General features: G+C 72.4%; 27 protein-coding genes and 1 pseudogene. 19 read left to right on the forward strand and 9 right to left on the reverse strand.

The features are described 5' to 3' along the window. Positions 1-225: 225 nt before the first annotated feature. The 7 genes from ACGH52_RS20545 to ACGH52_RS20575 are packed head-to-tail and all read left to right on the forward strand — an operon-like array spanning position 226 to position 7852. Entirely contained in the window at positions 226-1215 is a 990-nt protein-coding gene (locus ACGH52_RS20545; protein WP_399941305.1) for an alpha/beta hydrolase, read from the forward strand. Further along, on the forward strand, positions 1208-2416 hold the full coding sequence (locus ACGH52_RS20550; RefSeq protein WP_399941308.1) for an acyltransferase: 1209 nt from the start codon (positions 1208-1210) through the stop codon (positions 2414-2416). The genes ACGH52_RS20545 and ACGH52_RS20550 overlap by 8 nt, the downstream gene beginning before the upstream one ends. Continuing rightward, complete coding sequence (locus ACGH52_RS20555) at positions 2409-3785, forward strand: sensor histidine kinase (RefSeq protein ID WP_399941311.1); 1377 nt, start codon at positions 2409-2411, stop codon at positions 3783-3785. Before ACGH52_RS20550 ends, ACGH52_RS20555 begins: the two co-directional genes overlap by 8 nt. Beyond that, entirely contained in the window at positions 3782-4468 is a 687-nt protein-coding gene (locus ACGH52_RS20560; RefSeq protein ID WP_031085127.1) for a response regulator transcription factor, read from the forward strand. Before ACGH52_RS20555 ends, ACGH52_RS20560 begins: the two co-directional genes overlap by 4 nt. Before the next feature lie 13 nt (positions 4469-4481). Further along, a complete protein-coding gene (locus ACGH52_RS20565; protein ID WP_399941314.1) occupies positions 4482-5906 on the forward strand; it encodes a sensor histidine kinase in 1425 nt (474 codons plus the stop codon). Continuing rightward, positions 5903-6568: a response regulator transcription factor gene (locus ACGH52_RS20570; protein WP_059301755.1), complete on the forward strand. Its 666-nt coding sequence runs from the start codon at positions 5903-5905 to the stop codon at positions 6566-6568. Before ACGH52_RS20565 ends, ACGH52_RS20570 begins: the two co-directional genes overlap by 4 nt. Before the next feature lie 54 nt (positions 6569-6622). After that, positions 6623-7852 carry a cytochrome P450 gene (locus ACGH52_RS20575; protein WP_399941317.1) on the forward strand — a complete coding sequence of 410 codons (1230 nt, stop codon included), beginning with the start codon at positions 6623-6625 and terminating at the stop codon, positions 7850-7852. Here ACGH52_RS20575 and ACGH52_RS20580 read toward each other — a convergent pair. From ACGH52_RS20580 to ACGH52_RS20595, 4 genes are all read right to left on the reverse strand, one after another. After that, positions 7835-8110 carry a hypothetical protein gene (locus ACGH52_RS20580; protein WP_076975093.1) on the reverse strand — a complete coding sequence of 92 codons (276 nt, stop codon included), beginning with the start codon at positions 8108-8110 and terminating at the stop codon, positions 7835-7837. The two genes, ACGH52_RS20575 and ACGH52_RS20580, sit on opposite strands and share 18 nt — an antisense overlap. A 55-nt stretch (positions 8111-8165) precedes the next feature. After that, the gene (locus ACGH52_RS20585; protein ID WP_399941320.1) at positions 8166-8630 is read right to left on the reverse strand and encodes a cupin domain-containing protein; all 465 of its coding nucleotides are present in this window, start codon (positions 8628-8630) and stop codon (positions 8166-8168) included. Between the two features lie 181 nt (positions 8631-8811). Beyond that, on the reverse strand, positions 8812-10434 hold the full coding sequence (locus ACGH52_RS20590; RefSeq protein ID WP_399941323.1) for an ABC transporter permease: 1623 nt from the start codon (positions 10432-10434) through the stop codon (positions 8812-8814). Further along, positions 10431-11375, reverse strand: coding sequence for an ATP-binding cassette domain-containing protein (locus ACGH52_RS20595; protein WP_399941326.1), 945 nt, complete (start codon positions 11373-11375; stop codon positions 10431-10433). The genes ACGH52_RS20590 and ACGH52_RS20595 overlap by 4 nt, the downstream gene beginning before the upstream one ends. Positions 11376-11449: 74 nt before the next feature. Between ACGH52_RS20595 and ACGH52_RS20600 the strand changes: the two genes are divergently transcribed. Beyond that, on the forward strand, positions 11450-11956 hold the full coding sequence (locus ACGH52_RS20600; protein WP_171987251.1) for a GbsR/MarR family transcriptional regulator: 507 nt from the start codon (positions 11450-11452) through the stop codon (positions 11954-11956). A gap of 39 nt (positions 11957-11995) precedes the next feature. Here ACGH52_RS20600 and ACGH52_RS20605 read toward each other — a convergent pair whose 3' ends face one another. Next, on the reverse strand, positions 11996-12925 hold the full coding sequence (locus ACGH52_RS20605; protein WP_059301750.1) for a diacylglycerol kinase family protein: 930 nt from the start codon (positions 12923-12925) through the stop codon (positions 11996-11998). Between the two features lie 185 nt (positions 12926-13110). On the opposite strand from ACGH52_RS20605, the gene ACGH52_RS20610 reads away from it, so the two are divergent. The 5 genes from ACGH52_RS20610 (at position 13111) to ACGH52_RS20630 (ending at position 16578) form a co-directional block, all read left to right on the forward strand. Further along, a complete protein-coding gene (locus ACGH52_RS20610) occupies positions 13111-14394 on the forward strand; it encodes an adenylosuccinate synthase (RefSeq protein WP_399941331.1) in 1284 nt (427 codons plus the stop codon). Between the two features lie 135 nt (positions 14395-14529). Continuing rightward, entirely contained in the window at positions 14530-15021 is a 492-nt protein-coding gene (locus ACGH52_RS20615; protein WP_121700636.1) for a DUF3515 family protein, read from the forward strand. A gap of 59 nt (positions 15022-15080) precedes the next feature. Then, positions 15081-15281, forward strand: coding sequence for a hypothetical protein (locus tag ACGH52_RS20620; RefSeq protein ID WP_076975012.1), 201 nt, complete (start codon positions 15081-15083; stop codon positions 15279-15281). Positions 15282-15364: 83 nt separating this feature from the next. Beyond that, complete coding sequence (locus tag ACGH52_RS20625; protein ID WP_399941335.1) at positions 15365-16249, forward strand: sigma-70 family RNA polymerase sigma factor; 885 nt, start codon at positions 15365-15367, stop codon at positions 16247-16249. Between the two features lie 38 nt (positions 16250-16287). Continuing rightward, entirely contained in the window at positions 16288-16578 is a 291-nt protein-coding gene (locus tag ACGH52_RS20630) for a hypothetical protein (protein WP_052836471.1), read from the forward strand. Positions 16579-16608: 30 nt separating this feature from the next. Here ACGH52_RS20630 and ACGH52_RS20635 read toward each other — a convergent pair whose 3' ends face one another. The 4 genes from ACGH52_RS20635 to ACGH52_RS20650 form a co-directional block, all read right to left on the reverse strand. Further along, the gene (locus ACGH52_RS20635) at positions 16609-17259 is read right to left on the reverse strand and encodes a hypothetical protein (RefSeq protein WP_059301746.1); all 651 of its coding nucleotides are present in this window, start codon (positions 17257-17259) and stop codon (positions 16609-16611) included. Positions 17260-17379: 120 nt separating this feature from the next. Then, entirely contained in the window at positions 17380-18081 is a 702-nt protein-coding gene (locus tag ACGH52_RS20640; protein WP_059301745.1) for a GntR family transcriptional regulator, read from the reverse strand. Positions 18082-18207: 126 nt separating this feature from the next. Then, complete coding sequence (locus ACGH52_RS20645) at positions 18208-19563, reverse strand: aspartate aminotransferase family protein (protein WP_399941339.1); 1356 nt, start codon at positions 19561-19563, stop codon at positions 18208-18210. A gap of 145 nt (positions 19564-19708) precedes the next feature. Then, positions 19709-20470, reverse strand: coding sequence for an SLATT domain-containing protein (locus ACGH52_RS20650; RefSeq protein WP_210974301.1), 762 nt, complete (start codon positions 20468-20470; stop codon positions 19709-19711). Positions 20471-20740: 270 nt separating this feature from the next. On the opposite strand from ACGH52_RS20650, the gene ACGH52_RS20655 reads away from it, so the two are divergent. The 6 genes and pseudogenes from ACGH52_RS20655 to ACGH52_RS20680 all read left to right on the forward strand — a co-directional run bounded on the left by ACGH52_RS20655 (position 20741) and on the right by ACGH52_RS20680 (position 23264). Continuing rightward, a complete protein-coding gene (locus ACGH52_RS20655; RefSeq protein WP_063124427.1) occupies positions 20741-21088 on the forward strand; it encodes a YbaB/EbfC family nucleoid-associated protein in 348 nt (115 codons plus the stop codon). 85 nt (positions 21089-21173) lie between these two features. After that, positions 21174-21773 carry a recombination mediator RecR gene (gene recR / locus ACGH52_RS20660; RefSeq protein ID WP_031042987.1) on the forward strand — a complete coding sequence of 200 codons (600 nt, stop codon included), beginning with the start codon at positions 21174-21176 and terminating at the stop codon, positions 21771-21773. Beyond that, positions 21766-22425 carry a DUF5063 domain-containing protein gene (locus ACGH52_RS20665; RefSeq protein WP_059301741.1) on the forward strand — a complete coding sequence of 220 codons (660 nt, stop codon included), beginning with the start codon at positions 21766-21768 and terminating at the stop codon, positions 22423-22425. Before recR ends, ACGH52_RS20665 begins: the two co-directional genes overlap by 8 nt. 62 nt (positions 22426-22487) lie before the next feature. Next, positions 22488-22607: pseudogene (locus ACGH52_RS20670) on the forward strand (transcriptional regulator); the annotation flags it as partial. A gap of 100 nt (positions 22608-22707) precedes the next feature. After that, positions 22708-23082, forward strand: a complete 375-nt coding sequence (locus ACGH52_RS20675; RefSeq protein WP_253191408.1) for a Scr1 family TA system antitoxin-like transcriptional regulator — start codon at positions 22708-22710, stop codon at positions 23080-23082. Next, a complete protein-coding gene (locus tag ACGH52_RS20680; protein WP_399941345.1) occupies positions 23079-23264 on the forward strand; it encodes a DUF397 domain-containing protein in 186 nt (61 codons plus the stop codon). The genes ACGH52_RS20675 and ACGH52_RS20680 overlap by 4 nt, the downstream gene beginning before the upstream one ends. The last annotated feature ends 183 nt before the right edge of the window (positions 23265-23447 follow it).

Genomic DNA, 23447 nt, shown 5'->3' on the forward strand with positions numbered 1-23447 from the left:
GTGTCGCTTGTCGTCTGCCGCCTGTTGCTTGTCGCCTGCCGCCAGTCGCCTGCCGCCTGCCGATCGGTAGGTGGGCGGTCCGTGCTGAGTCCGTGCTGTCGTACCCGTAATACCTGAGAGCTACCTGCCAGGTGAGTTCCCAGGCGGGACGCGGGTTACCCGCCCCGATTCATAACTTCCCTTTCAGACGCGCCCGGTGGGCGGGCGTGCTGGAGGGGAGCGGTCATGGGGCCCGGGACGACGGTACGTTGGCGGCGGCGCGTGGGCAGATGGCGCCGCGCCGGTTGCGCCGCCCTCATCGCCGGTGCCGTGGTGCTCCCCCTCTCCGGGGCCGCGCAGCCCCGGATCCCCGCCCCGGCCCCCGCCGCGCTCGCGGCCCCGACGGCCGCCACCTTGGACGACGTGTACGCCGCCAACCGGGCCAACGCGGCACAGGCGTCCCGGATGGCCGCCGGACACGGCGACGCCCACCGGGCGGCCGCGGACCGGGCGATGGCCGACCGGTCCCGCCACCTCCTCGCCTTCGACGGCCGCGGTGCCGGGCTGGCCACGGAGGTCTTCGGCGACCTGGCGCACGCCGACCGCGTCGCCGTCCTGGTCCCCGGCTCCGACACCGGCCTCGACACCTACGGCCGGTTCCGCGCCGCCGCCCTGGCCCTGCACCGGCAGCTCGCCGCCGAGGCGCCCGCGGGGACCCGCACCGCCGTTGTGGCCTGGCTGGGCTACGAGACGCCGGGCACCGTCAGCACCACCGTCGCCACGACCGACCGCGCCGACCGGGCCGCCCCCGGGCTGCGCGACCTGGTCGACGACCTGCACAGGATCACCGGCCCCGGCACCCGCCTCGCCCTCCTCTGCCACTCCTACGGCTCGGTGGTCTGCGCCCGCGCCGCCGACGGCCTGGACGTGTCCGACATCGCCCTGGTCGGCGCCCCCGGCACCGGAGCCGACACCGCCGCCGGTCTGCGCGCGGACGCCCGGATCTGGGCGGGGCGGGGCGCCGACGACTGGGTGGAGCACGTTCCGCACGTCAGCGCCGACCTCTTCGGCACCACCGTCGGCTTCGGCACGGACCCGGTCTCCCCGGGCTTCGGCGCCCGGGTCTTCGACGCCGGCGACGGCGGCCACAGCGACTACTTCGACACCGGCTCCCTCTCCCTGACGAACCTGGCCCGGATCGTCCTGGGCGAGACCACGGAGGTGACCCATGCCTGACCTGACCCCGGCACACCCGCGCGGCGCCCTGCGCGAGGCCGCCGCCCGCGTCGACGCGGCCACGCCCGAGGACCGGGACCGGGCCGTGGACGCCCTGCGCGCCTTCGCCGTCCTCGGAGTGGTCCTCGGGCACTGGCTGGTGACGGCACTGGTCGCCGACGGCGGCAGCCTGCACACGGCCAGCCCGCTGCGGGACCTGCCCTGGCTCGCCCCGGTCTCCTGGGCCTTCCAGACCCTCGCCGTGTTCTTCCTGGTCGGCGGTCATGTGGCCACGCGCGGTTACGCGTCGGCCCGGGCCCGCGGCGAGACCTACGGCGGCTGGCTGAGAGCCCGGCTGTCCCGGCTGTTCCGACCGGTCGCTGCCGTCCTGGCCCTGTGGACGGTGACGGCGGCGCTGCTCCTGCTCACCGGCGCGGACTTCGGGACCGTCCACACACTGGTGAAGCTGGCGCTGTCCCCGATGTGGTTCCTGCTGGTGTTCGCCGCGCTGACCGCGGCGACGCCGCTGCTGGCCCGGCTGCATCCGCTGTGGCCGCTGGTCGTCGTTCTCCACATAGACCTGCTGCGCTTCGGGTTCGGCGCCCCGTCCTGGCTCGGCTGGGTCAACCTCGCCGCCGGCTGGCTGGTCCCCTACACCCTGGGCGCTGCCTGGACCCGCGGTGAGCTGGACCGGCGCCGGTCCGGCTGGCTCCTGCTGACCGGCGGCACGGCGGCGACCGCGGCGCTCGTCGCCTGGGCGGGCTACCCGGCGTCGATGGTCGGCGTCCCCGGCGCGTCGGTGTCGAACCTCAACCCGCCGACCCTGGCCGCCGTCACCTTCGGCCTGGCCCAGTCCGGGCTCGCGCTGCTGCTGCGCGAGCGGCTGCGCCGTGCGATGCGGCGTCCGGTGGCCTGGGCCGCGGTCGCGCTGGTCAACCTATCCGCGATGACGATCTTCCTCTGGCACCAGACGGCGCTCATGGCGACCACGGCCACCGGTCTCCTCGCGGGCCGTCTGCCCGGCCTGCACACGCCCCCCGACGGCCTGGACTGGGTCGCGGCCCGGCTCGCCTGGCTCCCGGTGTTCGCGCTGGTCCTGGCCGGCTGCTGGGCCACGTTCCGCTCCTGCGAGCAGCGCGGCCGAGGACGGCGACGCTCCCGGGTCGTGCGGGCGCACCGACCGCAGCGCCGGGCGACGACGGCGGGTGTACGCCATGTCTAGGGTGGAGCCCGTGACGCGATGGGGGAAACGGCTGGGGGACCGGTCACGGGCCCGGGCCGAGCGGGTGCTGCGCGTGCTCCACGACGACCTGTGGACCTGGCGGGCCGATCCGCTGCCGCCGTCGGTGTGGCTGCGCTGGTTCCCGCACGGGATCGTGTGCCTGGCGGCGCTCGGGGTGCTGCTCGGTGACGCCGCGCAGCTCGGTGAGCACGGCGGAATCGAGCCGGGCTTCGCCTTCGTCGTCGCTCTCGCCGGGGCCGGGGCGATGGTGCTCGCGCTGTGGCGGCCGGTCGCGGCGTGGTGGCTGTCGATGGCGGGCATGCTGGTGGGCGCCTTCGCCGTGCGGGCCCAGATGGAGGGCGGCTACGAGTTCACCTGGCCCTGGACGGCCGCCGGACTCATCGGGCACCTGTTCGTGATGCTGCTGCTCGCCCTGCGGGTCCGGACCCGGGTGTCCGTGGAAGCGTTGATCTTCACCGCGTTTCCCACCTACGTCGTCCAGGGCATCGTGGGCGCGCCGCACTACCTTCCGACCGGCCAGCTCGCCGTCATCCTGTTCACGGTCGTCGTCGTCCTCGGCATCGCCCTGCGCGGCCGCCGAGAAGCCCGCAGCCAGCTGGCCGAGCAGACCTCGCTGACCGCCGAGGAGCGGGCCCGGCGCACCCTGCTGGAGGAGCGCGGCCGCATCGCGCGTGAGCTGCACGACGTCGTCGCGCACCACATGTCGGTGATCTCCATCCAGGCCCAGGTCGCGCCCCTCCTGGTCAAGGACCCTCCGGACGAGCTGAAGGAGAACCTCGCCGGCATCCGGCAGAACGCGCTGGAGGCACTCACCGAGCTGCGCCGGGTGCTGGGTGTGCTGCGCGCCGAGCACCCGGACGCGCCGGCGGCGTCCGAGGGAGCCGACGGCGCCGCCCCGCACGCCCCGCAGCCCACCCTCGACCGGCTCGACGCGCTGGTGGAGAACACCCGGGCCGCCGGGCTGACCGTCACCACCGATACGAGCGGGACGCGCAGACCCCTGCCGCCCGGCGTGGAGCTGTCGGCCTACCGGATCGTGCAGGAGGCGCTCAGCAACGTGCTGCGGCACGCGCCGGGCGCGAGTGCCCAGGTCCACCTCATCCACCTTCCGATCGGGCTGCGCGTGGTGGTCTCCAACACCCGGCCGCAGCGCGTCCCCGGGCCGTCGCAGGGGGCCGGGCACGGGCTGCTCGGCATGCGGGAGCGGGTGGCGATGCTCGACGGCACGCTGACGGCGCAGCCCATGCCGGACGGCGGCTACCAGGTGGCCGCGTTCCTGCCGGTCGACGGCCCCGACCTGCCCGTCGACCCCTTTCCCGACCCTTACACCGAGGACGACACCCCATGACGACCAGCAGCAACGGCCGCGTGATCCGCGTGCTGATCGCCGACGACCAGCAGATGGTCCGGCAGGGTTTCACCGTGCTGCTCAACACCCAGCCCGACATCGAGGTGATCGGGCAGGCGGTGGACGGCCTGGACGCGGTGGCCAAGGTCGCCGAACTCGCCCCGGAGGTCGTCCTGATGGACATCCGGATGCCCGAGCTGGGCGGTATCGAGGCCACCCGGCGCATCACCGGGGCGACCCCGGAGATCAGGGTGCTGGTGCTGACCACCTTCGACCTCGACGAGTACGTGTACGAGGCACTGCGGGCCGGGGCCTCCGGCTTCCTGCTGAAGGACGCGTCCGCCGACCAGCTCGCCGAGGCGGTCCGGGTGGTGGCCGCCGGTGACGCGTTGCTCGCGCCGGGGATCACCCGACGGCTGATCGCGGAGTTCTCCCGCCTGGACGACCGCCCGCGCGCCCCGCTCAAGGCCCGCGTCGGCGAACTGACCGAGCGGGAGACGGAGGTGCTCGCCCTCATCGCGCAGGGCCTGTCGAACGCGGAGATCGCCCAGCGCCTGGTGGTCGCCGAGCAGACGGTGAAGACGCACGTGGGCAGGATCCTGGTGAAGCTGGGCCTCAGGGACCGCACGCAGGCGGCGGTGTTCGCGTACGAGTCGGGGCTGGTGCGCCCCGCGGGGTACTGAGGAGCGACGCCGAGTGGCCCCCGTAGTACTTGAGACGGATGCCCGAGAACCCCTCTCCACGGGGACGACCGGCCACTCCCGGTCCGCCTACCGTGTGAGCGTGACCGAGACGACTCACCAGCAGCACGAGGGCGGGACCCGCAGCCAGGAGTACCGGCTGGTCCGGACATCCCTGCGGGGACTGCGCCAGGACCTGTTCCACGACCCCTTCGCCTACCGCGTCCTGCCGCCCCGGCACACGGACGGCCCGGTCGTCCGCCGGCTGCCCGGCAGGCTGCGCCCGGACGCGCGGTACCTCCCGCACGCGGTGGTCGGGGCGACCGCGTTCCTCGCCTTCGTCGTCGGCACGTTCTCGGGCGACCTGCCCGGCGGTGACGCGCCGGCCCTGCTGACCGGCCTCCTGTGCGCCCTCCCGGTGCTCGCCACGCTGGTGCGGCCGATCGGCGCCTTCTGGCTGTCCCTCGCCGTGACCCCGCTGGTCGCGCTGATCAACGGCTCCGGGTGGGACTGGCCGTGGATACCCGGCGCGTTCGTCTGCCACCTCACGGTGCTGATCGTCGTGGCGCTGCGCACCCGGCCCCGCACCGCCGTCTGGATGTGGGTTCTGACGTGCGGATACGCCTTCCTCTCGGACGTCTTCTTCGGCGGGTCGTACTACTACACGAACAGCGGGCCCATGATGGTGACGTCCGCGTTCGCCCTGCTCGTGGTCTGTCTCTGGCACATACGACAGACCGCCCGCAAAGAGGTGACCGCCCAGCAGACGGTCACCGCGCACGAGCGGTCCCGGCGGACCCTGCTGGAGGAGCGCACCACCATCGCCCGCGAGCTGCACGACGTGGTCGCGCACCACATGTCGGTGGTGGCCATCCAGGCGGAGGCCGCGCCCTACCGGGTGGAGAATCCGCCGGAGGAGCTGGAGCGGGCCTTCGCCACCATCCGGGAGAACGCGGTGGCGGCCCTCACCGAGCTGCGCCGTGTCCTGGGCGTCGTCCGCGCCGAGGACTACGAGGCTCCGGACGCCCCGCAGCCCATGCTCGCCGATCTGGACGCCCTGCTCGCCAATGTGCGCGAGGCGGGCCTGGCCGTGGACAAGGCGGTGACCGGCGCGGTGCGCGAGCTGCCGCCCGGTGTGGAGCTGTCGGCGTACCGGATCGTGCAGGAGGCGCTGAGCAACAGCCTGCGCCACGCGCCCGGCGCGACGGCCCGCGTCGAGGTCTCCTACGTCCTGGGCGGCCTGGGCCTGCGCGTGGTCAACACCGCGGTTCCGCCGAACACCCTGGTCAAGACGTCGCCCGGCGCCGGACACGGCATCACCGGCATGCGCGAGCGCGTCTCGATGCTGAACGGCGAGATGACGGCGGGACCGACGGACGACGGCGGGTACGAGGTGGCGGTGTTCCTGCCGGTCACCGTGCAGACCGAAGGTGAAGCATGACGATCCGCGTACTGATCGCCGACGACCAGATGATGGTCCGCGAGGGCTTCTCGGTCCTGTTGAACGCGATGCCGGACATCGAGGTCGCCGGCGAGGCGGTCAACGGCCGGGAGGCGGTGGCCAAGGTCCGCGAGCTGTCCCCGGACGTCGTCCTGATGGACATCCGCATGCCCGAGCTGAACGGCATCGAGGCGACGCGGGAGATCGTGGCGGCGGACGGCACCTCGAAGGTGCTGGTCCTCACCACCTTCGACCTGGACGAGTACGTGTACCAGGCGCTGCGCGCGGGCGCGTCCGGCTTCCTCCTCAAGGACGCCTCGGCCCGCCAGCTCGCCGACGGCGTCCGGGTGGTGGCGGCCGGCGAGGCCCTCCTCGCCCCCTCGATCACCAAGCGCCTGATCACCGAGTTCTCCAAGCTCTCCGACGCCCCGCGCCTGCTGCCGTCGGCACAGGCGGCCTACGGCGACCTGACCGAACGCGAGACGGAGGTCCTGGTCCTGATCGCGCAGGGCCTGTCCAACTCCGAGATCGCCGAACGCCTGGTGGTCGCCGAGTCGACGATCAAGACCCACGTCAGCCGCATCCTGGTGAAGCTGGGCCTGCGCGACCGCACCCAGGCAGCGGTCTTCGCCTACGAGGCGCGGCTGGTGACCCCGGGCTGACCGTGACCGGGCGGGCTCTGGGCACCGGCCCGCCCGAGGACCTATCGTCCGTCCATGACGGCTGCATCCAAGGAATCCGACCTGGCGTTCGACCCGTGGGACCCGGCGTTCGTCGCCGACCCGTACCCCGCCTTCGCCGAGCTGCGGGCCCGGGGGCGCGTGCTCTACTACGAGCCGAGCGACCAGTGGCTGGTCCCGCACCACGCCGACGTCTCGGCGCTGCTGCGCGACCGCCGGCTCGGCCGGACCTACCAGCACCGTTTCACGCACGAGGACTTCGGCCGCACCCCGCCCCCGCCGGAGCAGGAGCCCTTCCACACGCTCAACGACCACGGCATGCTCGACCTGGAGCCGCCGGACCACACCCGGATCCGGCGTCTGGTGTCGAAGGCGTTCACGCCGCGCACGGTGGAGCGGCTGAAGCCGTACGTGCACGAGCTGGCGGACGACCTGGTGTCCCGGCTGGTCGCGGCGGGCGGCGGCGATCTGCTGACGGACGTGGCCGAGCCGCTGCCGGTCGCCGTGATCGCCGAGATGCTGGGCATCCCGGAGTCCGACCGGGCCCCGCTGCGCCCCTGGTCGGCGGAGATCTGCGGGATGTACGAGCTGAACCCGTCCGAGGAGACGGCGGCGAAGGCGGTCCGGGCCTCCCTCGACTTCTCCGAGTACCTGCGCACCCTCATCGCGGCCCGCCGAAAGGAGCCGGGCGACGACCTGATCTCGGGGCTGATCGCGGCCCACGACGAGGACGACGACCGCCTCACCGAGCAGGAGATGATCTCGACCTGCGTCCTGCTCCTGAACGCCGGTCACGAGGCCACGGTGAACGCCACGACCAACGGCTGGCTGGCGCTCTTCCGCCACCCCGACCAGCTGGCGGCCCTGCGCGCCGACCGCTCCCTGGTCCCGTCCGCCGTGGAGGAGCTGATGCGCTACGACACCCCGCTCCAGCTCTTCGAACGCTGGGTCCTCGACGAGATCGAGATCGACGGGACGACCCTGCCGCGCGGCGCGGAGGTGGCGATGCTGTTCGGCTCCGCCAACCACGACCCGGCGGTCTTCACCGCCCCGGAACGCCTCGACCTCACCCGCCGGGACAACCCCCACATCTCCTTCAGCGCCGGCATCCACTACTGCATCGGCGCCCCGCTGGCCCGCATCGAACTGGCGGCGTCCATGACGGCCCTGCTGGAACGGGCCCCCGGGCTGAGCCTGGCGGCGGAACCGGAACGCAGGCCGAACTTCGTGATGCGCGGACTGACGGGGCTACGCGTGGAGCTGTGAATCCGCCGAGGGCTCCGGCCGTCGGCGCCGCCCCACCAGCCAGGCCCCGAGCCCCCAGAGCACGGCGGGCACGAGGGCCCCGGCGAGGAAGACGAACGGCAGCTCGGTGAGGACGGCGCCGAAGTCCTGGCCGTTGTTCTCGAACTCGTTGCCGAGGTGCCGCTGCGTGCGGTCCGAGGCGCCCCACAGCCATACGGCGCCCACGACACCCGCCGCCGACACCAGGCACCCGCCACCCGTCACCGCGTCTCGCTTCATGCCCACGAGGACGCCGTCGCTCCCGCGCCGGTTTCACCGCGGGGCACGGGACGCGCTACGCGCGGGGCGGGTCGTCCAGCAGGGTCACCCCGTACCGGGCGAGTCCGTCCACGTGGTCCAGGTCCTGCCGCGCCTCGGCGTGCCCGACCGAGCGGAAGTAGCCCTCGATCGCCCCCGGGTTGTTGATGACCAGCACCTCCGCCGTCGTGGTGAGCGGCTGGAGCGTGTGGGGGACCGAGCGGGGGCCGAAGACGTAGGCGCCCGGTCCGGCGTCGTGGACCTCGCAGGCGTCGAGTGAGTCCGCCCCGACCCAGAAGCGGATGCGCCCGGACAGCACCACCCAGCTCTCGTCCTCGTGGCTGTGGACGTGCAGGGGCGGTGCGTCGGACCGGCGCATGGTCAGCCGTGCGACGCTGACCACCCCGTCGGTCTCGGTGCGCGACACGACCTGTTCCTGGACGCTGTCGTAGTAGCGGTAGTGAGTGCCTTCGCCGGGGTTGCGTACGAGCGCGACGCTCATGTGGGTGCTCCCCTTCTCCTTGTACACGTACTACACGTACGGGCGATGGCAGGGCCGGCCGGCCGGGACGCCGGCCGAGGAACCCTGTAGTTCATCGTTCAACTATTTCCGTACGGCCGCCTCCGCGCAAGACACCGCGGCGATCTGTCCGGATCTCGCGGGTCGCACCACCCCGGAGGCGTCAGGTCGTCAGGTCCCGCCGCCGCAGTCCCGCCAGCCCCGCCCCGACCAGCGCCACCGCGATCACAAGCAGCACCAGCACCGGTGACCAGTCCATCTCCCCGCCGGGCAGCTTCGGCAGGTGTCCGTACGGGGACACGTCCAGAACGGACTGCGGCACGTCCAGCGCGGGTCCGACCCACCCCAGCAGCAGCACCGCGCCCGCGACCGCCCACCCGGCCACCGCGGCCCGGGGCAGCAACCCGTGCAGCAGCACCGCCGCGCCGCCGATCACCCACACCGCGGGCAACTGCACCAGACAGGCGCCCAGGATCGCCCCGAAGTCCTGCCCGTACCCGGCAGCGAAGCCGAGCCCGGCGAGCAGCATGATGAGCGCCGCACCGCCGAAGGCGATCACCAGGTGCCCCGCGGCCCACCGCAGCCGGCCCACCGCGCCCGCGAGCACCGGTTCCGCCCGACCGGACGTCTCCTCGCCGCTGAGCCGCAGCACCGACGCCACGACGTACAGCGCGGCGATCAGTCCGAGCATGCCGATCATCGCCGACACGAACGCGTCGGTGAGCCCGGCCTGCCCGCCCATCCGCTCGATGATCTCGCGGGCCTGCTCGTTGTCCCCGACCAGATCGGCCGCGCCCTCCGTCATCCCGCCGTAGACGACCCCGGCGAGGAAGAAGCCGATGCTCCAGCCGAGGACGCCGCCGCGCTGCAGGCGCCAGGCCAGCGCACCGGCCGTCCGCAGGCGACCGGCGGCCGGTCCCGGCCGGGTCGGCAGGAAGCTCATGCCGAGGTCCCGGCGCCCGGCGAGAGCGTAGGCCACGGCCCCCTGCGCCACCGTCGCGCCCGCGATCAGCAGCAGCACCCACCACCGCTCACCGGCGAAGGCCCGCAGGTTCTCCAGCCAGCCGAGCGGCGACACCCAGGTCAGGACCGACGAGCCGTCGTCCGTCGCCGAGTCGCCCGCCGCACGCAGCACGAAGGCCCCGCCCAGTACCGCCGCCGTCAGCCCCCGGGCCAGCCGCGCGCTCTCGGTGAGCTGGGCGACGATCGCCGCCATGGTCGCGAAGAGCATCCCGGTGCCCGCCATCCCTAGCCCGAGGGCCAACGCACCGGCCGCCCCCTGCCCGGCCAGCCCGACGAAGACGAGAAGGGCCAGCACGGCGTTGGCGACCGCCGCCGCCAGCAGCGCCGCCGTCAGCGATGCCCGGCGGCCGACCATTCCGGAGGCGACGACCTCCTGCCGTCCGCTCTCCTCCTCGTCCCGGGTGTGCCGTACGACGATCAGCAGGCTCATCACGGCGGCGAGCGCACCGGCGTACAGGCCGACGCGCCAGGCGGTGAGCGCGCCGAGGCTGTCGTCGAAGACCGGTCCGACCAGGGCGCGCAGCGAGGCGTTGGTCTCCATCTGCCGCATCAGGTCGGCGCGTTCGGCGGCGGTCCCGTACAGGCCCTTGATGGTGCCCGGCATGGACAGCACCATGAGCGCGTTGACCGCGACCCAGACGGGGATCAGCGCGCGGTCGCGGCGCAGGGCGAAGCGCAGCAGCGTGCCGGTGCCGGTCAGTTGGCGCGAGCCTGTGGACCGGGCCGCGTGGGCGGGGGCGGCGGTGTCGGCGGTGGCGGTCATCGTGCCGTCACCTCCGCACCGGACTCCGCGTCCGCACCGGACCCCGCGGCCTCGGTCGCCTCGGCCTGGTAGTGCCGCAGGAACAGCTCCTCCAGCGTCGGCGGCGTCGAGGTCAGCGACCGCACGCCCGTCTCGCTCAGCACCCTGAGGACGGCGTCCAGCTTGTCGGTGTCGACCTGGAGCCGGACCCGGTGGCCCTGGACGTCGAGGTCGTGGACGCCCGGCAGGTGGGCGAGGCCGTTCGGGGTGCCGGCGAGTTCGGCGGTGACGCTGGTCCGGGTCAGGTGGCGCAGGTCGGCGAGCGAGCCGCTCTCGACGGTCCGCCCCTTGCGGATGATGCTGACCCGGTCGCACAGCTCCTCGACCTCGCTGAGGATGTGGGAGGAGAGCAGCACCGTCCGGCCGCGCTCGCGCTCCTCCTCGACGCACCTCTGGAAGACCTCCTCCATCAGCGGGTCGAGTCCGGAGGTGGGTTCGTCGAGGATCAGCAGGTCGACGTCCGAGGCGAAGGCGGCCACCAGGGCCACCTTCTGCCGGTTGCCCTTGGAGTACGTGCGGCCCTTCTTGGTCGGGTCCAGCTCGAAGCGTTCGACCAGGTCCGCGCGCCGCCGGGTGTCCAGTCCGCCGCGCAGCCGGCCGTAGAGGTCGATGACCTCGCCGCCGGAGAGGTTGCGCCACAGCGTCACGTCGCCGGGGACGTACGCGATCCGCCGGTGCGCCTCCACCGCGTCCGCCCACGGGTCGCGGCCGAGGACCTGCGCGGCGCCGGAGTCGGCGCGCAGCAGGCCGAGCAGGACGCGGATGGTGGTGGACTTGCCGGCTCCGTTGGGCCCGAGGAAGCCGTGGACCTCGCCGGTCTCGACCTCCAGGTCGAGCCCGTCCAGAGCGTGCGTGCGCCCGAACGACTTGTGGAGTCCGGAGACGCTGATTGCCTTCGTCATGATTCGGAAAGTACGCTACTTTCAGAAACTTGTGAAGTTAAAAAACCGTCAAGACGGTGAGGGATGATCGTGGGATGAGGCAACCAGCGGATCAGGCGGAACCGGGGCGCGACCCCGAGGCGGTGTCCAAGTTCGTGGAGAGTTTCGCGGCCCAACTGGTCGAGGCCGGTATGCAGCGCATGCCGGCGAGGGTCTTCGCCGCGCTGCTGGCCTCCGACTCCGGTTCGCTGACCTCCGCGGAGCTGGGCGAGAGCCTCCAGGTCAGCCCCGCCGCCGTCTCCGGTGCCGTGCGCTACCTCTCGCAGCAGCACATGGTCTCGCGCGAGCGCGAACCCGGCTCACGCCGGGAGCGCTACCGGGTGCACAGCAACCAGTGGTACGAGGCGCTCACCAACCGCGAGACCATCATCAAGCGCTGGGAGAGCGCGCTGAGCGAGGGCGTCACCAGCCTGGGCGCCGACAGCCCGGCGGGCCGGCGCATGGCCGAGACGCTCGCCTTCTTCGAGTTCGTCGACGGGGAGATCATGGCCATGATGGAACGCTGGCGGGTGCACCGGGAGGAGCGGTTCGGGCGGGGGTGAACCACCGGCCGGGCGGGGACGAACCCCTGACGCAGGGACCTACCCCGCGGGCAGTGTCAGCCCCCACGCCCCCTCCCGCGCCACCCACGTCCGCGTGCCCACCGGCCCGCACACCACCGCGTCGGCCCGGTACCGGAAGTGCGCCCCCGACACGGTCACCGTCCGCCCGCTCACCGTCAGCGGCGACGCCTGCGTGCCCACCGGCAGGGGCCGCACCTCCACCACGGCCACCCCTCCGGCGCCCGGCGTCACCGTCACCGCCTCCACGGGCTGGTCCAGGTCGACCAGCGTCGTCCCGTCCACCTCCACCCGCAGCCGGGCCGGACCGGCCGCTCCCGGCGGGACGGCGTTGCGGGCCGGACGCGAGGCCGCCAGCGTCCGTACGAGCGACTGACAGGTCCGCAGCCAGGGACGGCCCGGCCCCGGCCCGCCCGGTCCCGTGCCGGGCCCGGTGCCCGCGTGCGTCTCCGCCCGCTCCCGCACCGGCACCGGCAGGGGGGCGGGCGGAATCCCCACCGCCCCCAGCACCACCCCGTCGCTGTCGTCGACGAGCAGGTCCAGGCGCCGTTCCGCACCGTCGAGCACGGCCCGCGCCGCCGCCACCGCCCCCGTCGGCAGCCCCAGGGACCGCGCGAGGCCGAGCGCCGTCCCCACCGGCACCACGGCCAGCGCGCAGCCCGCCAGCTCCCGCCGCCGGTGCAGCAGGGCCACGGCCCGCAGCAGCGCACCGTCGTCCCCGATCACCACCGGGCGCCGCGAGCCGCGCCGCCCGAGCGCACGCGCGAACTCCTCCGGACCGTCCGGCAGACACACCTTCGTGTGCGCCGCGCCCGCGCTGAGCACGTCTTTCGCGATTCTGACCGACTCCCCGTCCAGCCGTCGGGCGACCGGATCGACGACCACCAGAAGCTGATCGGACCTCGCGGAAGAGTTCGCGGAAGAGCTCGCGGAAGTCGCCACCTCGGCCATGCCTCGCTTCCTCGGGTAGCATCTTTGTGCAAGAGCCCCTTGCGCTGTTGCGCCAGGGGCTTCGTCTATTCCGGGGCACCCGGTCCGACGGTTGGCGGCCAACGACGGTCGCGGTGTACGTGGCGGAAACCCGTCGCATACGCCCTCGACCATGGACATGCCCCGCCCGGAAGGGGTGTACGCGCGTGCCCGCACTTGTGCTGCTCGGTGCTCAGTGGGGTGACGAAGGCAAGGGAAAGGCGACGGACCTGCTCGGTGGTTCCGTCGACTATGTGGTGCGCTACCAGGGCGGCAACAACGCCGGCCACACGGTAGTCGTGGGCGACCAGAAGTACGCCCTCCACCTGCTCCCTTCCGGAATCCTGTCTCCCGACTGCACGCCGGTCATCGGCAACGGCGTCGTCGTCGACCCGTCGGTCCTGTTCTCCGAGCTGAGCGGGCTGAACGAGCGCGGCGTCGACACGTCCAAGCTCCTGATCAGCGGCAACGCCCACATCATCACGCCGTACAACGTCACCGTCGACAAGGTGACGGAACGCTTCCTCGGCAAGCGCAAGATCGGCACCACCGGGCGCGGCATCGGCCCGACCTACGCCGACAAGATCAACCGCGTGGGCATCCGGGTCCAGGACCTCTACGACGAGTCGATCCTCACCCAGAAGGTCGAGGCGGCGCTCGACGTCAAGAACCAGATGCTCACCAAGCTCTACAACCGACGCGCCATCGCCACCGGCCAGGTCGTCGAGGAGCTGCTGGGCTACGCCGACAAGCTCGCGCCGTACGTCGCCGACACGGTCCTGGTCCTCAACCAGGCCCTCGACGACGACAAGGTGGTCCTCTTCGAGGGCGGCCAGGGCACGCTCCTGGACATCGACCACGGCACGTACCCCTTCGTCACCTCGTCGAACCCGACCGCGGGCGGCGCCTGCACCGGCGCCGGCGTGGGCCCGACGAAGATCAGCCGAGTCATCGGCATCCTCAAGGCGTACACGACCCGCGTCGGCGCGGGACCCTTCCCGACCGAGCTGTTCGACGAGGACGGCGAGGCCCTGCGCCGCATCGGCGGCGAGCGCGGCGTCACCACCGGCCGCGACCGGCGCTGCGGCTGGTTCGACGCGGTGATCGCCCGCTACGCCACCCGCGTCAACGGCCTCACCGACTTCTTCCTCACCAAGCTCGACGTCCTCACCGGCTGGGAGCAGATCCCGGTCTGCGTGGCGTACGAGATCGACGGCAAGCGCGTCGAGGAGCTGCCGTACTCGCAGTCCGACTTCCACCACGCGAAGCCGGTCTACGAGACGCTGCCCGGCTGGAGCGAGGACATCACCAAGGCGAAGTCCTTCTCCGACCTGCCGAAGAACGCCCAGGCGTACGTGAAGGCGCTGGAGGAGATGTCCGGCGCCCCGATCTCCGCGATCGGCGTCGGCCCGGGCCGGGACGAGACGATCGAGATCAACTCGTTCCTGTAGGCACCACCGAGCACCACGCGCGCGCCGACGGCCGGGACCCCGCAAGGGGCCCCGGCCGTCGCCGTCGGGACGGCGGATACGCTGGCCGGAGCCCCAGAGCCTTTCAGCGGTCGGACAGCACGGAGCGAGCGGAACATGCGGAAGCCCACCACCCGGACGTGGATCTGGCTGGCCGTGGCGGTCGTCGCCGTGACCGGCGGTGCCTTCTACGTCGACGGCCACCGCGTCTCCGCGGCCCCGCACGCCGACGACCCCAAGTGCGACAAGGTGGTCTCCCGCCTCCCGGACGACATACCCGGCGCCTCGCGCGACTGGGCCCTGGGGGACGCGGTCGCCTCCTGGGGCGGCCAGAAGGCGGTGTTCCGCTGCGGCGCCGAGGAGCTGCAGCCCAACGTCAACCTGTGCGTCACCGCCGACGGCGTCGACTGGGTCCTGGACGAGGCACGGCTCAAGCGCGACGGCGTGAGCGTCCTGCGGACCTACGGCCGCTCACCGGCCGTGGAGTTCACGTACTCCGGTCCGCGCGAGGAGGTGGGCGGCATCCTCGCCACGCTGGACCCGGCCGTGAAGTGGCTCCCGCAGCAGCGCAAGTGCATCGGCCTCGACGACGCCGCCACCGCCCTGTAGCCCTTCGTTCGGCCCCCTCCGCCGGGCGTCGGCGTGCTCCGTGATGTCGGATCGGTGGCATGACCGACCGCTACAGCGCCGCTTCCTGCCAGGGCCCGTACGGCGGCGACGACGCCCTGGGCGAGTGCGGCGACCCGGCCCGCTTCGAGGTCGCCCGGCACCTGCGGGCGCCGCTGCGGGTGTGCCCCGTACACCTGGGACCGTCCCTGCTGCTGGCCGACGGGGTGCTGTGGCCGCCGGGGATCACGCTGGTGCGCTGAGAGGCCCTTGCGGGGCCGCGTACGCCGGATGGTTGACTGGGGGCCGCACCCGGAGGGCGGGTGGACGCGGAAGGAACCGTACGGTGCCCGGACGATCCGATGACATGGCCCGGCGGTTCGAGCTGGACCGGCCCCGGCTGCGGGCGGTCGCGTACCGGATCCTCGGTTCGCTCGGCGAGGCGGACGACGCCCTCCAGGAGGCCTGGCTGCGGGCCGACCGGGCGGACACCACCGAGGTGGACAACCCCTCGGGGTGGCTCACCACGGTCGTGGCGCGGGTCTGCCTCAACCTGCTACGGGCCCGGGACACCCGCCGCGAGGACCCACTGGACGACGGGGTCCGCAGGCAGCTGGCCGTGACCGGCACCGCCGCGGACCCGGCCGAGGAGGTGCAGCTCGCCGACGAGGTCGGGATCGCGCTGCTGATCGTCCTGGACACCCTCGGCCCCGCCGAGCGGCTCGCCTTCGTGCTGCACGACATGTTCGACGTGCCCTTCGACGACATCGCCGCGATGCTCGACAAGACCCCCGCCGCCACCCGCCAGCTGGCCAGCCGCGCCCGCCGCCGGGTGCGGGGCGTGCCCGCGCCCGACGCCGACCTGCCGCGCCGGCGCCGCGCGGTCGACGCCTACCTGGCGGCCACCCGCGGCGGCGACTTCGACGCGCTGGTGGCCCTGCTCCACCCGGACGTCGTGCTGCGCGCCGACGCGGCGGTCGTGCCGACGCCCGAACCCGTCACCGTCAGCGGTGTGGAGCCGGTGGCCCGCGGCGCGATGGCCTCGATGGGCCGGGCCAGGACCGCCGCCGTCGTCCTCGTCGACGGCCGGGTGGGCATGGCGATGGCCGAGCACGGCAGGCTGCGGGTCGTCCTCCGCTTCGACTTCGCCGCCGACGGCCGCATCACCGGCATCGACGTGATCGCGGAACCGGCTCGCCTGAACGAACTGGACATCACGGGCATAGGCTGAAGGGGTACACGTCGCGTCGACAGAAGAAGGTGAGTGCGATGCGCGTGCTGCTCAAGGCGACGCTGGACACGGACAAGGCGAACGAGGCGATCCGCAGCGGGAAACTGCCCGAGCTGATCAGCCGCACCCTCGACCACCTCAAGCCGGAGGCCGCCTACTTCGGTCCGCTCGGCGGTCGGCGGACGGCCCTGATGGTCTTCGACATGCAGGACAGCTCGGAACTGCCGCCCACCGGTGAGCCGTTCTTCACCGAGCTGAACGCCGAGGTCGAGGTCTCCCCGATCATGAACGCCGACGACCTGCGCAAGGGCCTGTCCCAGCTCGGCTGACCGGCTCCCAGCCAGGCCGACCGGCGCCGGTCAGCTGAAGACGATCATCGACCCCTGCGCCAGGCTCCGCGTCGCCGCCGCGTGCAGCCCCAGCCACACATGCCGCTCCCGGGCGAACGGACTGGAGTCGTACGGCGCGGGCACCGCCGGTTCCTCCAGCTCCGTCGGACCGAGCGGCGGCTGCGGCGGGGCCGGGGGGTTGGCGGGGTCGATGCCGAGGGCCGGGGCGACGGCCTCCAGTTCCCGCAGCAGGGTGTGCGAGGACCCCAAGGGGCCGCCGCCCGCCAGGAGTTCGTCACTGGAGAGCGGGTGCGGGAAGTCGACCGGGACGTAGGCGCCGGCGTGGTCGTAGTGCCAGACCAGGTGGGACTGCTGTGCCGTCGACTCGAACATCTCCAGCAACTGCTCGTAGTCACCGCCGAGTTCGTCCACCGGCGTCACCGGAAGGCCGCACACCTGAAGGAGGTGTGCCCGGCGCAGGAAGTGCAGCGCGTCGTAGTCGAAGCCGGCCACCGGCGCGACCTCGCCGGACAGGCCCGGCATGTACGGGTACACCGGCACCGGCGGCAGCCCGGCCTCGGCCAGCACCTTGTCGTATTGCGCGAGTTCCTCGGCGAACGGGTTGTCCGGCGTGTGGCACAAGATGTCGACGAGCGGTACCAGCCACAGGTCACAGGCCAAAAGAGGGCTCCTCACACAGCACGGTGGTGGTCAGGGCAGCGTAGTCGGTGTGCGCCGGGGTGCGCCCACGTGCAGGTCCCATACCCACCTGGGGCCGGACCACGTCACGTCCGGCGTTGGTCATCCGGCGGCGAGCCCCTCGATGAGGGCCAGCGAGTGGGTGTTGTACGCGTCGACGAGCGAACGCGCGCCCGGGATGTCGCGCCGGGCCAGGGCGTCGACCAGTTCGGTGTGCCCGCACCACAGCGCGCCGCGCAGTTCGCTGAGCCGCCGCAGGTGCTGCACCGTGCACACCCAGCTCTGCACGCGCAGCCGGTGCAGGAAGTCGCAGAGGTAGGGGTTGCCGAAGAGGGTGGCCAGCTCGCGCCAGTAGCGCAGGTCGTAGCCGATCAGGACGGTCAGGTCTCCGGCCGCGGCGGCGCGCTGGGCCTCCTCGCCGCGCCTGCGGACCCCGGCGAGGGCGGCGGCGATGCGCGGGTCGGCCGGGTCGGGGCCGCCCGGCAGGTCCGCGGCCAGCGAGAGGAACATCCCGTCGGTCACGAGACTGCGGGCCTCGATCATGCCGCGGAAGTCGTCGACCGAGTACTCGTGGACGCGGAAGCCGCGGTGGTGGTCGGCGTCGAGGAGCCCTTGCGCGGACAGGTCGACCAGGGCCTCGCGCACCGGCGTCGCGGAGACGCCGTACTGCTCGGCGATCTCCTTGACCGTGAACTCCTGCCCCGGCTGGAGCCGCCCGGCCAGCACCTCGTCGCGGAGCGCGTCGGCGATCTGCTGCCGCAGGGTGCTGCGCGTGACGGCACCGGTGCCGCTGGGGCCGGGCATGGGCGGGCGTCTCCTCGTCGGGTGCGGGGCGTCGCTGAACGGCGCCGTCCGGGGGCGTGCTCGTACACATGTCTACCGCTTACGAGCACGCAACCCTACGCGCCCGGACCCACCGCCCCGTTCCGCCTACCGCGTGTACTCGTCCGCCACGGACAGTGCCGTGTCCAGGGCCGCCAGGCCCTCCTTCAGCTCCGCCTCGGAGACGTTGCACGGCGGGACCACGTGGGTGCGGTTCATGTTCACGAACGGCCACAGGCCGTGCGCCTTGGCGGAGGCGGCGAACGCGGACATGGGCGTGGCCGCCTGACCGGTCGCGTTGTAGGGCACCAGCGGCTCCCGGGTCTCCCGGTCCTTCACCAGCTCCAGCGCCCAGAACATGCCGGTGCCGCGCACCTCGCCCACGCTCGGGTGGCGCTCGGCCAGCTCCCGCAGCGCCGGTTCGACGACCTCACCGCCGAGCCGCGCGGCGTGCTCGACGACGCCCTCCTCCGCCATCACGTTGATCGTGGCGACGGCGGCGGCACAGGCCAGCGGGTGCCCGGAGTACGTCAGTCCGCCGGGGTAGGGCCGCTCGGCGAAGGTCGCGGCGATCTCGGCGGAGATCGCGACGCCGCCCAGCGGCACATAACCCGAGTTCACGCCCTTGGCGAAGGTCATCAGGTCGGGTACGACGTCGTACAGGTCGGCCGCGAACCAGGTGCCGGTGCGTCCGAAACCGGCCATGACCTCGTCGAGCACGAACACGATGCCGTACTTGTCGCAGATCTCGCGCACCCCGGCCAGGTAACCGGCCGGCGGCATCATGATCCCCGCGGTGCCCGGGATCGTCTCCAGGACGATCGCGGCGATCGTCCCGGGACCCTCGAAGGCGACGGTCGTCTCCAGGTGCTCAAGGGCTCGCGCGCACTCCTGCTCCTCGGTCTCGGCGTAGAAGCGCGAGCGGTAGAGGAACGGCGCCCAGAAGTGCACGACACCGGCCGTCCCGCTGTCGGAGGCCCAGCGGCGCGGGTCACCGGTGACGTTGACCGCCTGCTGGGTGCCGCCGTGGTACGAGCGGTAGGCGGAGAGCACCTTGGGGCGGCCGGTGTGCAGCCGGGCCATGCGCAGGGCGTGCTCGACGGCGTCGGCGCCGCCGTTGGTGAAGAAGATCTTGTCCAGGTCGCCGGGCGTGCGCTCGGCGATCAGCCGCGCGGCCTCCGAGCGCGCCTCGACGGCGAACGCGGGCGCGAACGTCGTCATCCGTGCCGCCTGCTCCTGGATCGCGGCGACGACCTTGGGGTGCTGGTAGCCGATGTTGGTGTAGACGAGTCCGCTGGAGAAGTCGAGGTAGCGCTTGCCTTCGAAGTCCCAGAAGTACGACCCCTCGGCGCCGGCGACGGCGAGCGGGTCGATCAGCTCTTGCGCTGACCAGGAGTGGAAGACGTGCGCGCGGTCCGCGGCCTTCACGGCGGCGCCGGCCTGGGGGGAGGGCTGAGGGGTCATGCGGCCGAGGGTAGATGTCCGCGATGCGGAAACGGAATCGGCGTCCTGTCTGCGGTCCGGGGCTTTCCACGACAGGTTGTCGACGCGGGGCCGCTCCGCACTGTTCTCGCCCGCCAGTAAGGGGACGTGGACCCGCCGCCGGGGGTCACCGGGGCTCCGGCGGACGCTGGCGGGGCATGTTCGGGCGGGTGCCGTTCTGCGGGGGGACCGGGAACCGTCCGGTGGCGCCCGTGCCCCCGCCCTCCGGCCGGGGCCCCTCGGCCGCCCCCGCGGCATGCGGCCCCAGCGGCCCCGGCCCCGGGCGGAAGCACACCATCCAGTCCGCCGTCTCCGCCCGCACCAGCTCGGTCACGTCCTCCGAGAACCGCCGCAGCACCAGCAGGCACCGCTCCGCCGCCTCGCTCGCCGTCCCGTCCGCGGGGCCCAGCACCTCCCGCACACTCTCCGACGCCCAGTCGAACTGGAGCGCCTGGAGCCGCCGCTGCACCGCCTGCGCCGTGGCCACGTCCCGCATCCACCCGGCGGTGACCCCGAAGAACCGGTCACCGGTCACACACGCCACCGCCCACAGCAGCGCCAGATACCCCCAGGGCGCGACCCCGCCCACCGCCCCGGACAGGTCGAGCAGCGGCAGCGCCGCCCCGGCGGCCGCACCCACCGCGGCCCCGGCCCGCAGCAGCACGGCGGCGCGCCGCTTCCACACCCGGTCCGCGAGATACCAGGCCGCCGTGTCCAGCGCACCCCGCTCCACCCACCGGTACAGCTCGTCCAGCCGCTCGGCGGGCAGCGCCCAGTCCCCGAGGGGAAACGCCCGCCCGGTCAGGTCGCCCGGCCGCGTCCCGGCCGCCCCCTCGCCGTCCCGACCGTCCCGCGGCGGCCCCTCGGGCTGCATCTCCGGCTGACCCACCCGGCACTCCCTACTGCTCGCCACTGCTCGCCGTACCGCTCGCCGTCCGCGAGGACTCATACGCCGGAAACCTGCGCCGGAACCCTTCCTACCGCCCAATGGGTGGCGAAGAGCCGGGTTCCGCCGCTTTTCCGCCCGGAAGAGGGCGTTGATCAGGTATAGGGCTCCTCCGGCATCACTCGAAAGAGTGCTGGGGCGAGGGCCGCCCGGACCACGTAGGCTCGTGCCGAACGGCAAAACCGTCGTGACCGGACTTGATGGGAGCTGAACGTGATCCCCGGTGGTGGCCAGCCCAACATGCAGCAGCTGCTCCAGCAGGCCCAGAAGATGCAGCAGGACCTGGCGAAGGCCCAGGAGGAACTGGCGCAGACCGAGGTCGACGGCCAGGCGGGCGGCGGCCTGGTGAAGGCGACGGTCACCGGCTCCGGCGAGCTGCGCGGCCTCGTCATCGACCCGAAGGCGGTGGACCCGGAGGACACCGAGACCCTCGCCGACCTGATCGTCGCCGCCGTCCAGGCGGCCAACGAGAACGCGCAGAACCTCCAGCAGCAGAAGCTCGGCCCGCTGGCCCAGGGGCTGGGCGGTGGCGGCACCGGCATCCCCGGCCTGCCGTTCTGAACCGTTGCCCCGGTTCGCCTTTCTCAGACCGGCCGAAGCCATCTACCGTACGTAGTGCACGAACCTCAGGAAGGACGGCAGTCCGTTGTACGAAGGCGTGGTCCAGGACCTCATCGACGAACTCGGGCGGCTGCCCGGCGTCGGTCCCAAGAGCGCGCAGCGGATCGCCTTCCACGTCCTGCAGGCCGAGCCGACCGACGTACGGCGGCTCGCCCAGGCCCTCATGGAAGTGAAGGCCAAGGTCCGCTTCTGCGCGACCTGCGGGAACGTCGCGCAGGAGGAGCAGTGCAACATCTGCCGCGACACCCGGCGTGATCCTTCCGTCATCTGCGTGGTGGAGGAGCCGAAGGACGTCGTCGCCATCGAACGCACCCGCGAGTTCCGCGGGCGCTACCACGTGCTCGGCGGCGCGATCAGCCCGATCGACGGGGTCGGCCCCGACGACCTCCGCATCCGTGAGCTGCTGGCCCGCCTCGCGGACGGCACGGTCACGGAACTGATCCTGGCCACGGACCCGAATCTGGAGGGCGAGGCCACGGCCACGTACCTCGCCCGCATGATCAAGCCCATGGGCCTCAAGGTCACCCGCCTGGCCAGCGGCCTCCCTGTGGGCGGCGACCTGGAATACGCGGACGAGGTGACCCTCGGCCGCGCCTTCGAGGGGAGACGACTCCTAGATGTCTGACGCCACGCTGCACGCGACCGACCAGAACCCGGACGACTTCGCGGTCCAGATCGCCGACCAGATCGAGAGCTTCCTGGTGGCCGTCACCGAGGTGGCGAAGGGCGACGAGCCCGACTCGGCCGTCCCCTTCCTCCTCCTGGAGGTCTCCCAGCTGATGCTGGCCGGGGGCCGCCTCGGCGCCCACGAGGACATCGTCCCCGACGAGCGCTACGAGCCCGACCCGGGCCCGGAGCAGGACGTGGACGAGATCCGCGAGAACCTGGCCCGCATCCTCGACCCGATCGACGTCTACTCCGAGGTCTTCGACCCCTACGAACCGCGCAAGGCCCCGGTCCCGGCCCGTATCTCCGACGACCTCACCGACGTCATCACCGACCTCCGCCACGGCATGGTCCACTACAAGGCCGGCCGCACCACGGAGGCCCTGTGGTGGTGGCAGTTCTCCTACTTCTCCAACTGGGGCTCCACCGCCTCCGCCACCCTGCGCGCCCTCCAGTCCGTCGTCGCCCACGTCCGCCTGAACCAGCCCCTGGAGGAGCTGGACGGCCTGGACACCGACCAGGACCTCGGCGACGACGCCCTGGAGTCGGAGGCCGGCCGCGTCATGATCCAGGAGCTGGCAGGCCCGCTGGGGCTGCGCCCGGTGAAGTAGGTCACAGAAGTCGCTCCGCTCGCCTACGCTCGGTGGCCGACGAGCAGCCGGAGGTGGGCGCTGTGCCGAACCCGAACGACAACTCCCAGCCACCCGCGGCCTGGTGCTACAGCGGCAACCAGATCAAACGCCGGCGCACCCTGGCCAACGTCAGCCGCGAGGCCCTGGCCACCGCCGCCAACTACGCCCCCGAGACCATCTCGTCCATGGAGCGCGGCGTACGGATGCCGTCTGAGCGCGGCGAAGGAGTACGTCCGCAGGGAGCGGTACTCCGCGCGTGCGGTGGACTTCATCGAGCGGGAGCGGGAGGCGACGAGTCTGTGGTGGTACGAAGTCGCCCTGGTGCCGGGCTTGTTGCAGACCCAGACCTACGCGCAGGGGCTCATCGACAACCGCATTCCGCCCTTGGACGAGGAGACGGTGGAGGAGCGGGTCGCCGCCCGGATGGAGCGACAGGAGATCCTCACCGAACGGAAGCCGCCGGAAGGGCCCGATCACGAGCGAGTTGCCTTCATGGAGGGCGCGTTCGCCAGCGAACTTTCGGCTGATGCGGGTGTTGTCAGCCGGGTGACCGAGCGGCTAAGCATGATCCGCACGCGGGCGCTCGACCCCGATGAGTCTGCCCGTTTCATCAAGCGGATGGTGAATCAGCCGTGAGCAGCCAGTTGAAGTGGGTCAAGTCGAGTTACAGCGACAACGAAGGCGGAGCCTGCGTCGAGGTCGCGCGCTGCGGCGCGATACACGTCCGCGACTCCAGAAACGCCCCGACGGGCCCCGAGTTCCAGGTCTCGGCCCCCGCCTGGTCGGCCTTCATCGCCGCAGTTCAGCCCGGAGCTTGAGCCCCGGGACCCGAGCTCTTTCCTTGGTTTTCCGGTCTGGTTGAAATACCCAACCAACCAAGCCTGAACGTGAGTTGAGCTGCCGTACCTCGTAAGAGTGACGTTCTGTGATCAGCTTGCGTCGCTGTGTCAAGCGGCTCTAAGTTCGCGGCATATGACCGGCAAATGAGTCGGCCCCGGCGG

The sequence above is a fragment of the Streptomyces sp. BBFR25 genome, from assembly GCF_044590125.1.
GTDB classification, from domain to species: domain Bacteria; phylum Actinomycetota; class Actinomycetes; order Streptomycetales; family Streptomycetaceae; genus Streptomyces; species Streptomyces canus_D.

What these genes read in the sequence shown, in the direction of transcription:
- ACGH52_RS20620 (WP_076975012.1), top strand. Translation starts at nt 15,081, where the DNA reads ATGACCGACCGCTACAGCGCCGCTTCCTGCCAGGGCCCGTACGGCGGC.
- ACGH52_RS20665 (WP_059301741.1), top strand. Translation starts at nt 21,766, where the DNA reads ATGTCTGACGCCACGCTGCACGCGACCGACCAGAACCCGGACGACTTC.
- ACGH52_RS20560 (WP_031085127.1), top strand. Translation starts at nt 3,782, where the DNA reads ATGACGACCAGCAGCAACGGCCGCGTGATCCGCGTGCTGATCGCCGAC.
- ACGH52_RS20580 (WP_076975093.1), bottom strand. Translation starts at nt 8,110, where the DNA reads ATGAAGCGAGACGCGGTGACGGGTGGCGGGTGCCTGGTGTCGGCGGCG.
- ACGH52_RS20640 (WP_059301745.1), bottom strand. Translation starts at nt 18,081, where the DNA reads ATGCCCGGCCCCAGCGGCACCGGTGCCGTCACGCGCAGCACCCTGCGG.
- ACGH52_RS20590 (WP_399941323.1), bottom strand. Translation starts at nt 10,434, where the DNA reads ATGACCGCCACCGCCGACACCGCCGCCCCCGCCCACGCGGCCCGGTCC.
- ACGH52_RS20605 (WP_059301750.1), bottom strand. Translation starts at nt 12,925, where the DNA reads ATGGCCGAGGTGGCGACTTCCGCGAGCTCTTCCGCGAACTCTTCCGCG.
- ACGH52_RS20555 (WP_399941311.1), top strand. Translation starts at nt 2,409, where the DNA reads ATGTCTAGGGTGGAGCCCGTGACGCGATGGGGGAAACGGCTGGGGGAC.
- ACGH52_RS20630 (WP_052836471.1), top strand. Translation starts at nt 16,288, where the DNA reads ATGCGCGTGCTGCTCAAGGCGACGCTGGACACGGACAAGGCGAACGAG.
- ACGH52_RS20595 (WP_399941326.1), bottom strand. Translation starts at nt 11,375, where the DNA reads ATGACGAAGGCAATCAGCGTCTCCGGACTCCACAAGTCGTTCGGGCGC.
- ACGH52_RS20615 (WP_121700636.1), top strand. Translation starts at nt 14,530, where the DNA reads ATGCGGAAGCCCACCACCCGGACGTGGATCTGGCTGGCCGTGGCGGTC.
- ACGH52_RS20570 (WP_059301755.1), top strand. Translation starts at nt 5,903, where the DNA reads ATGACGATCCGCGTACTGATCGCCGACGACCAGATGATGGTCCGCGAG.
- ACGH52_RS20645 (WP_399941339.1), bottom strand. Translation starts at nt 19,563, where the DNA reads ATGACCCCTCAGCCCTCCCCCCAGGCCGGCGCCGCCGTGAAGGCCGCG.
- ACGH52_RS20585 (WP_399941320.1), bottom strand. Translation starts at nt 8,630, where the DNA reads ATGAGCGTCGCGCTCGTACGCAACCCCGGCGAAGGCACTCACTACCGC.
- ACGH52_RS20550 (WP_399941308.1), top strand. Translation starts at nt 1,208, where the DNA reads ATGCCTGACCTGACCCCGGCACACCCGCGCGGCGCCCTGCGCGAGGCC.
- ACGH52_RS20545 (WP_399941305.1), top strand. Translation starts at nt 226, where the DNA reads ATGGGGCCCGGGACGACGGTACGTTGGCGGCGGCGCGTGGGCAGATGG.
- ACGH52_RS20600 (WP_171987251.1), top strand. Translation starts at nt 11,450, where the DNA reads ATGAGGCAACCAGCGGATCAGGCGGAACCGGGGCGCGACCCCGAGGCG.
- ACGH52_RS20575 (WP_399941317.1), top strand. Translation starts at nt 6,623, where the DNA reads ATGACGGCTGCATCCAAGGAATCCGACCTGGCGTTCGACCCGTGGGAC.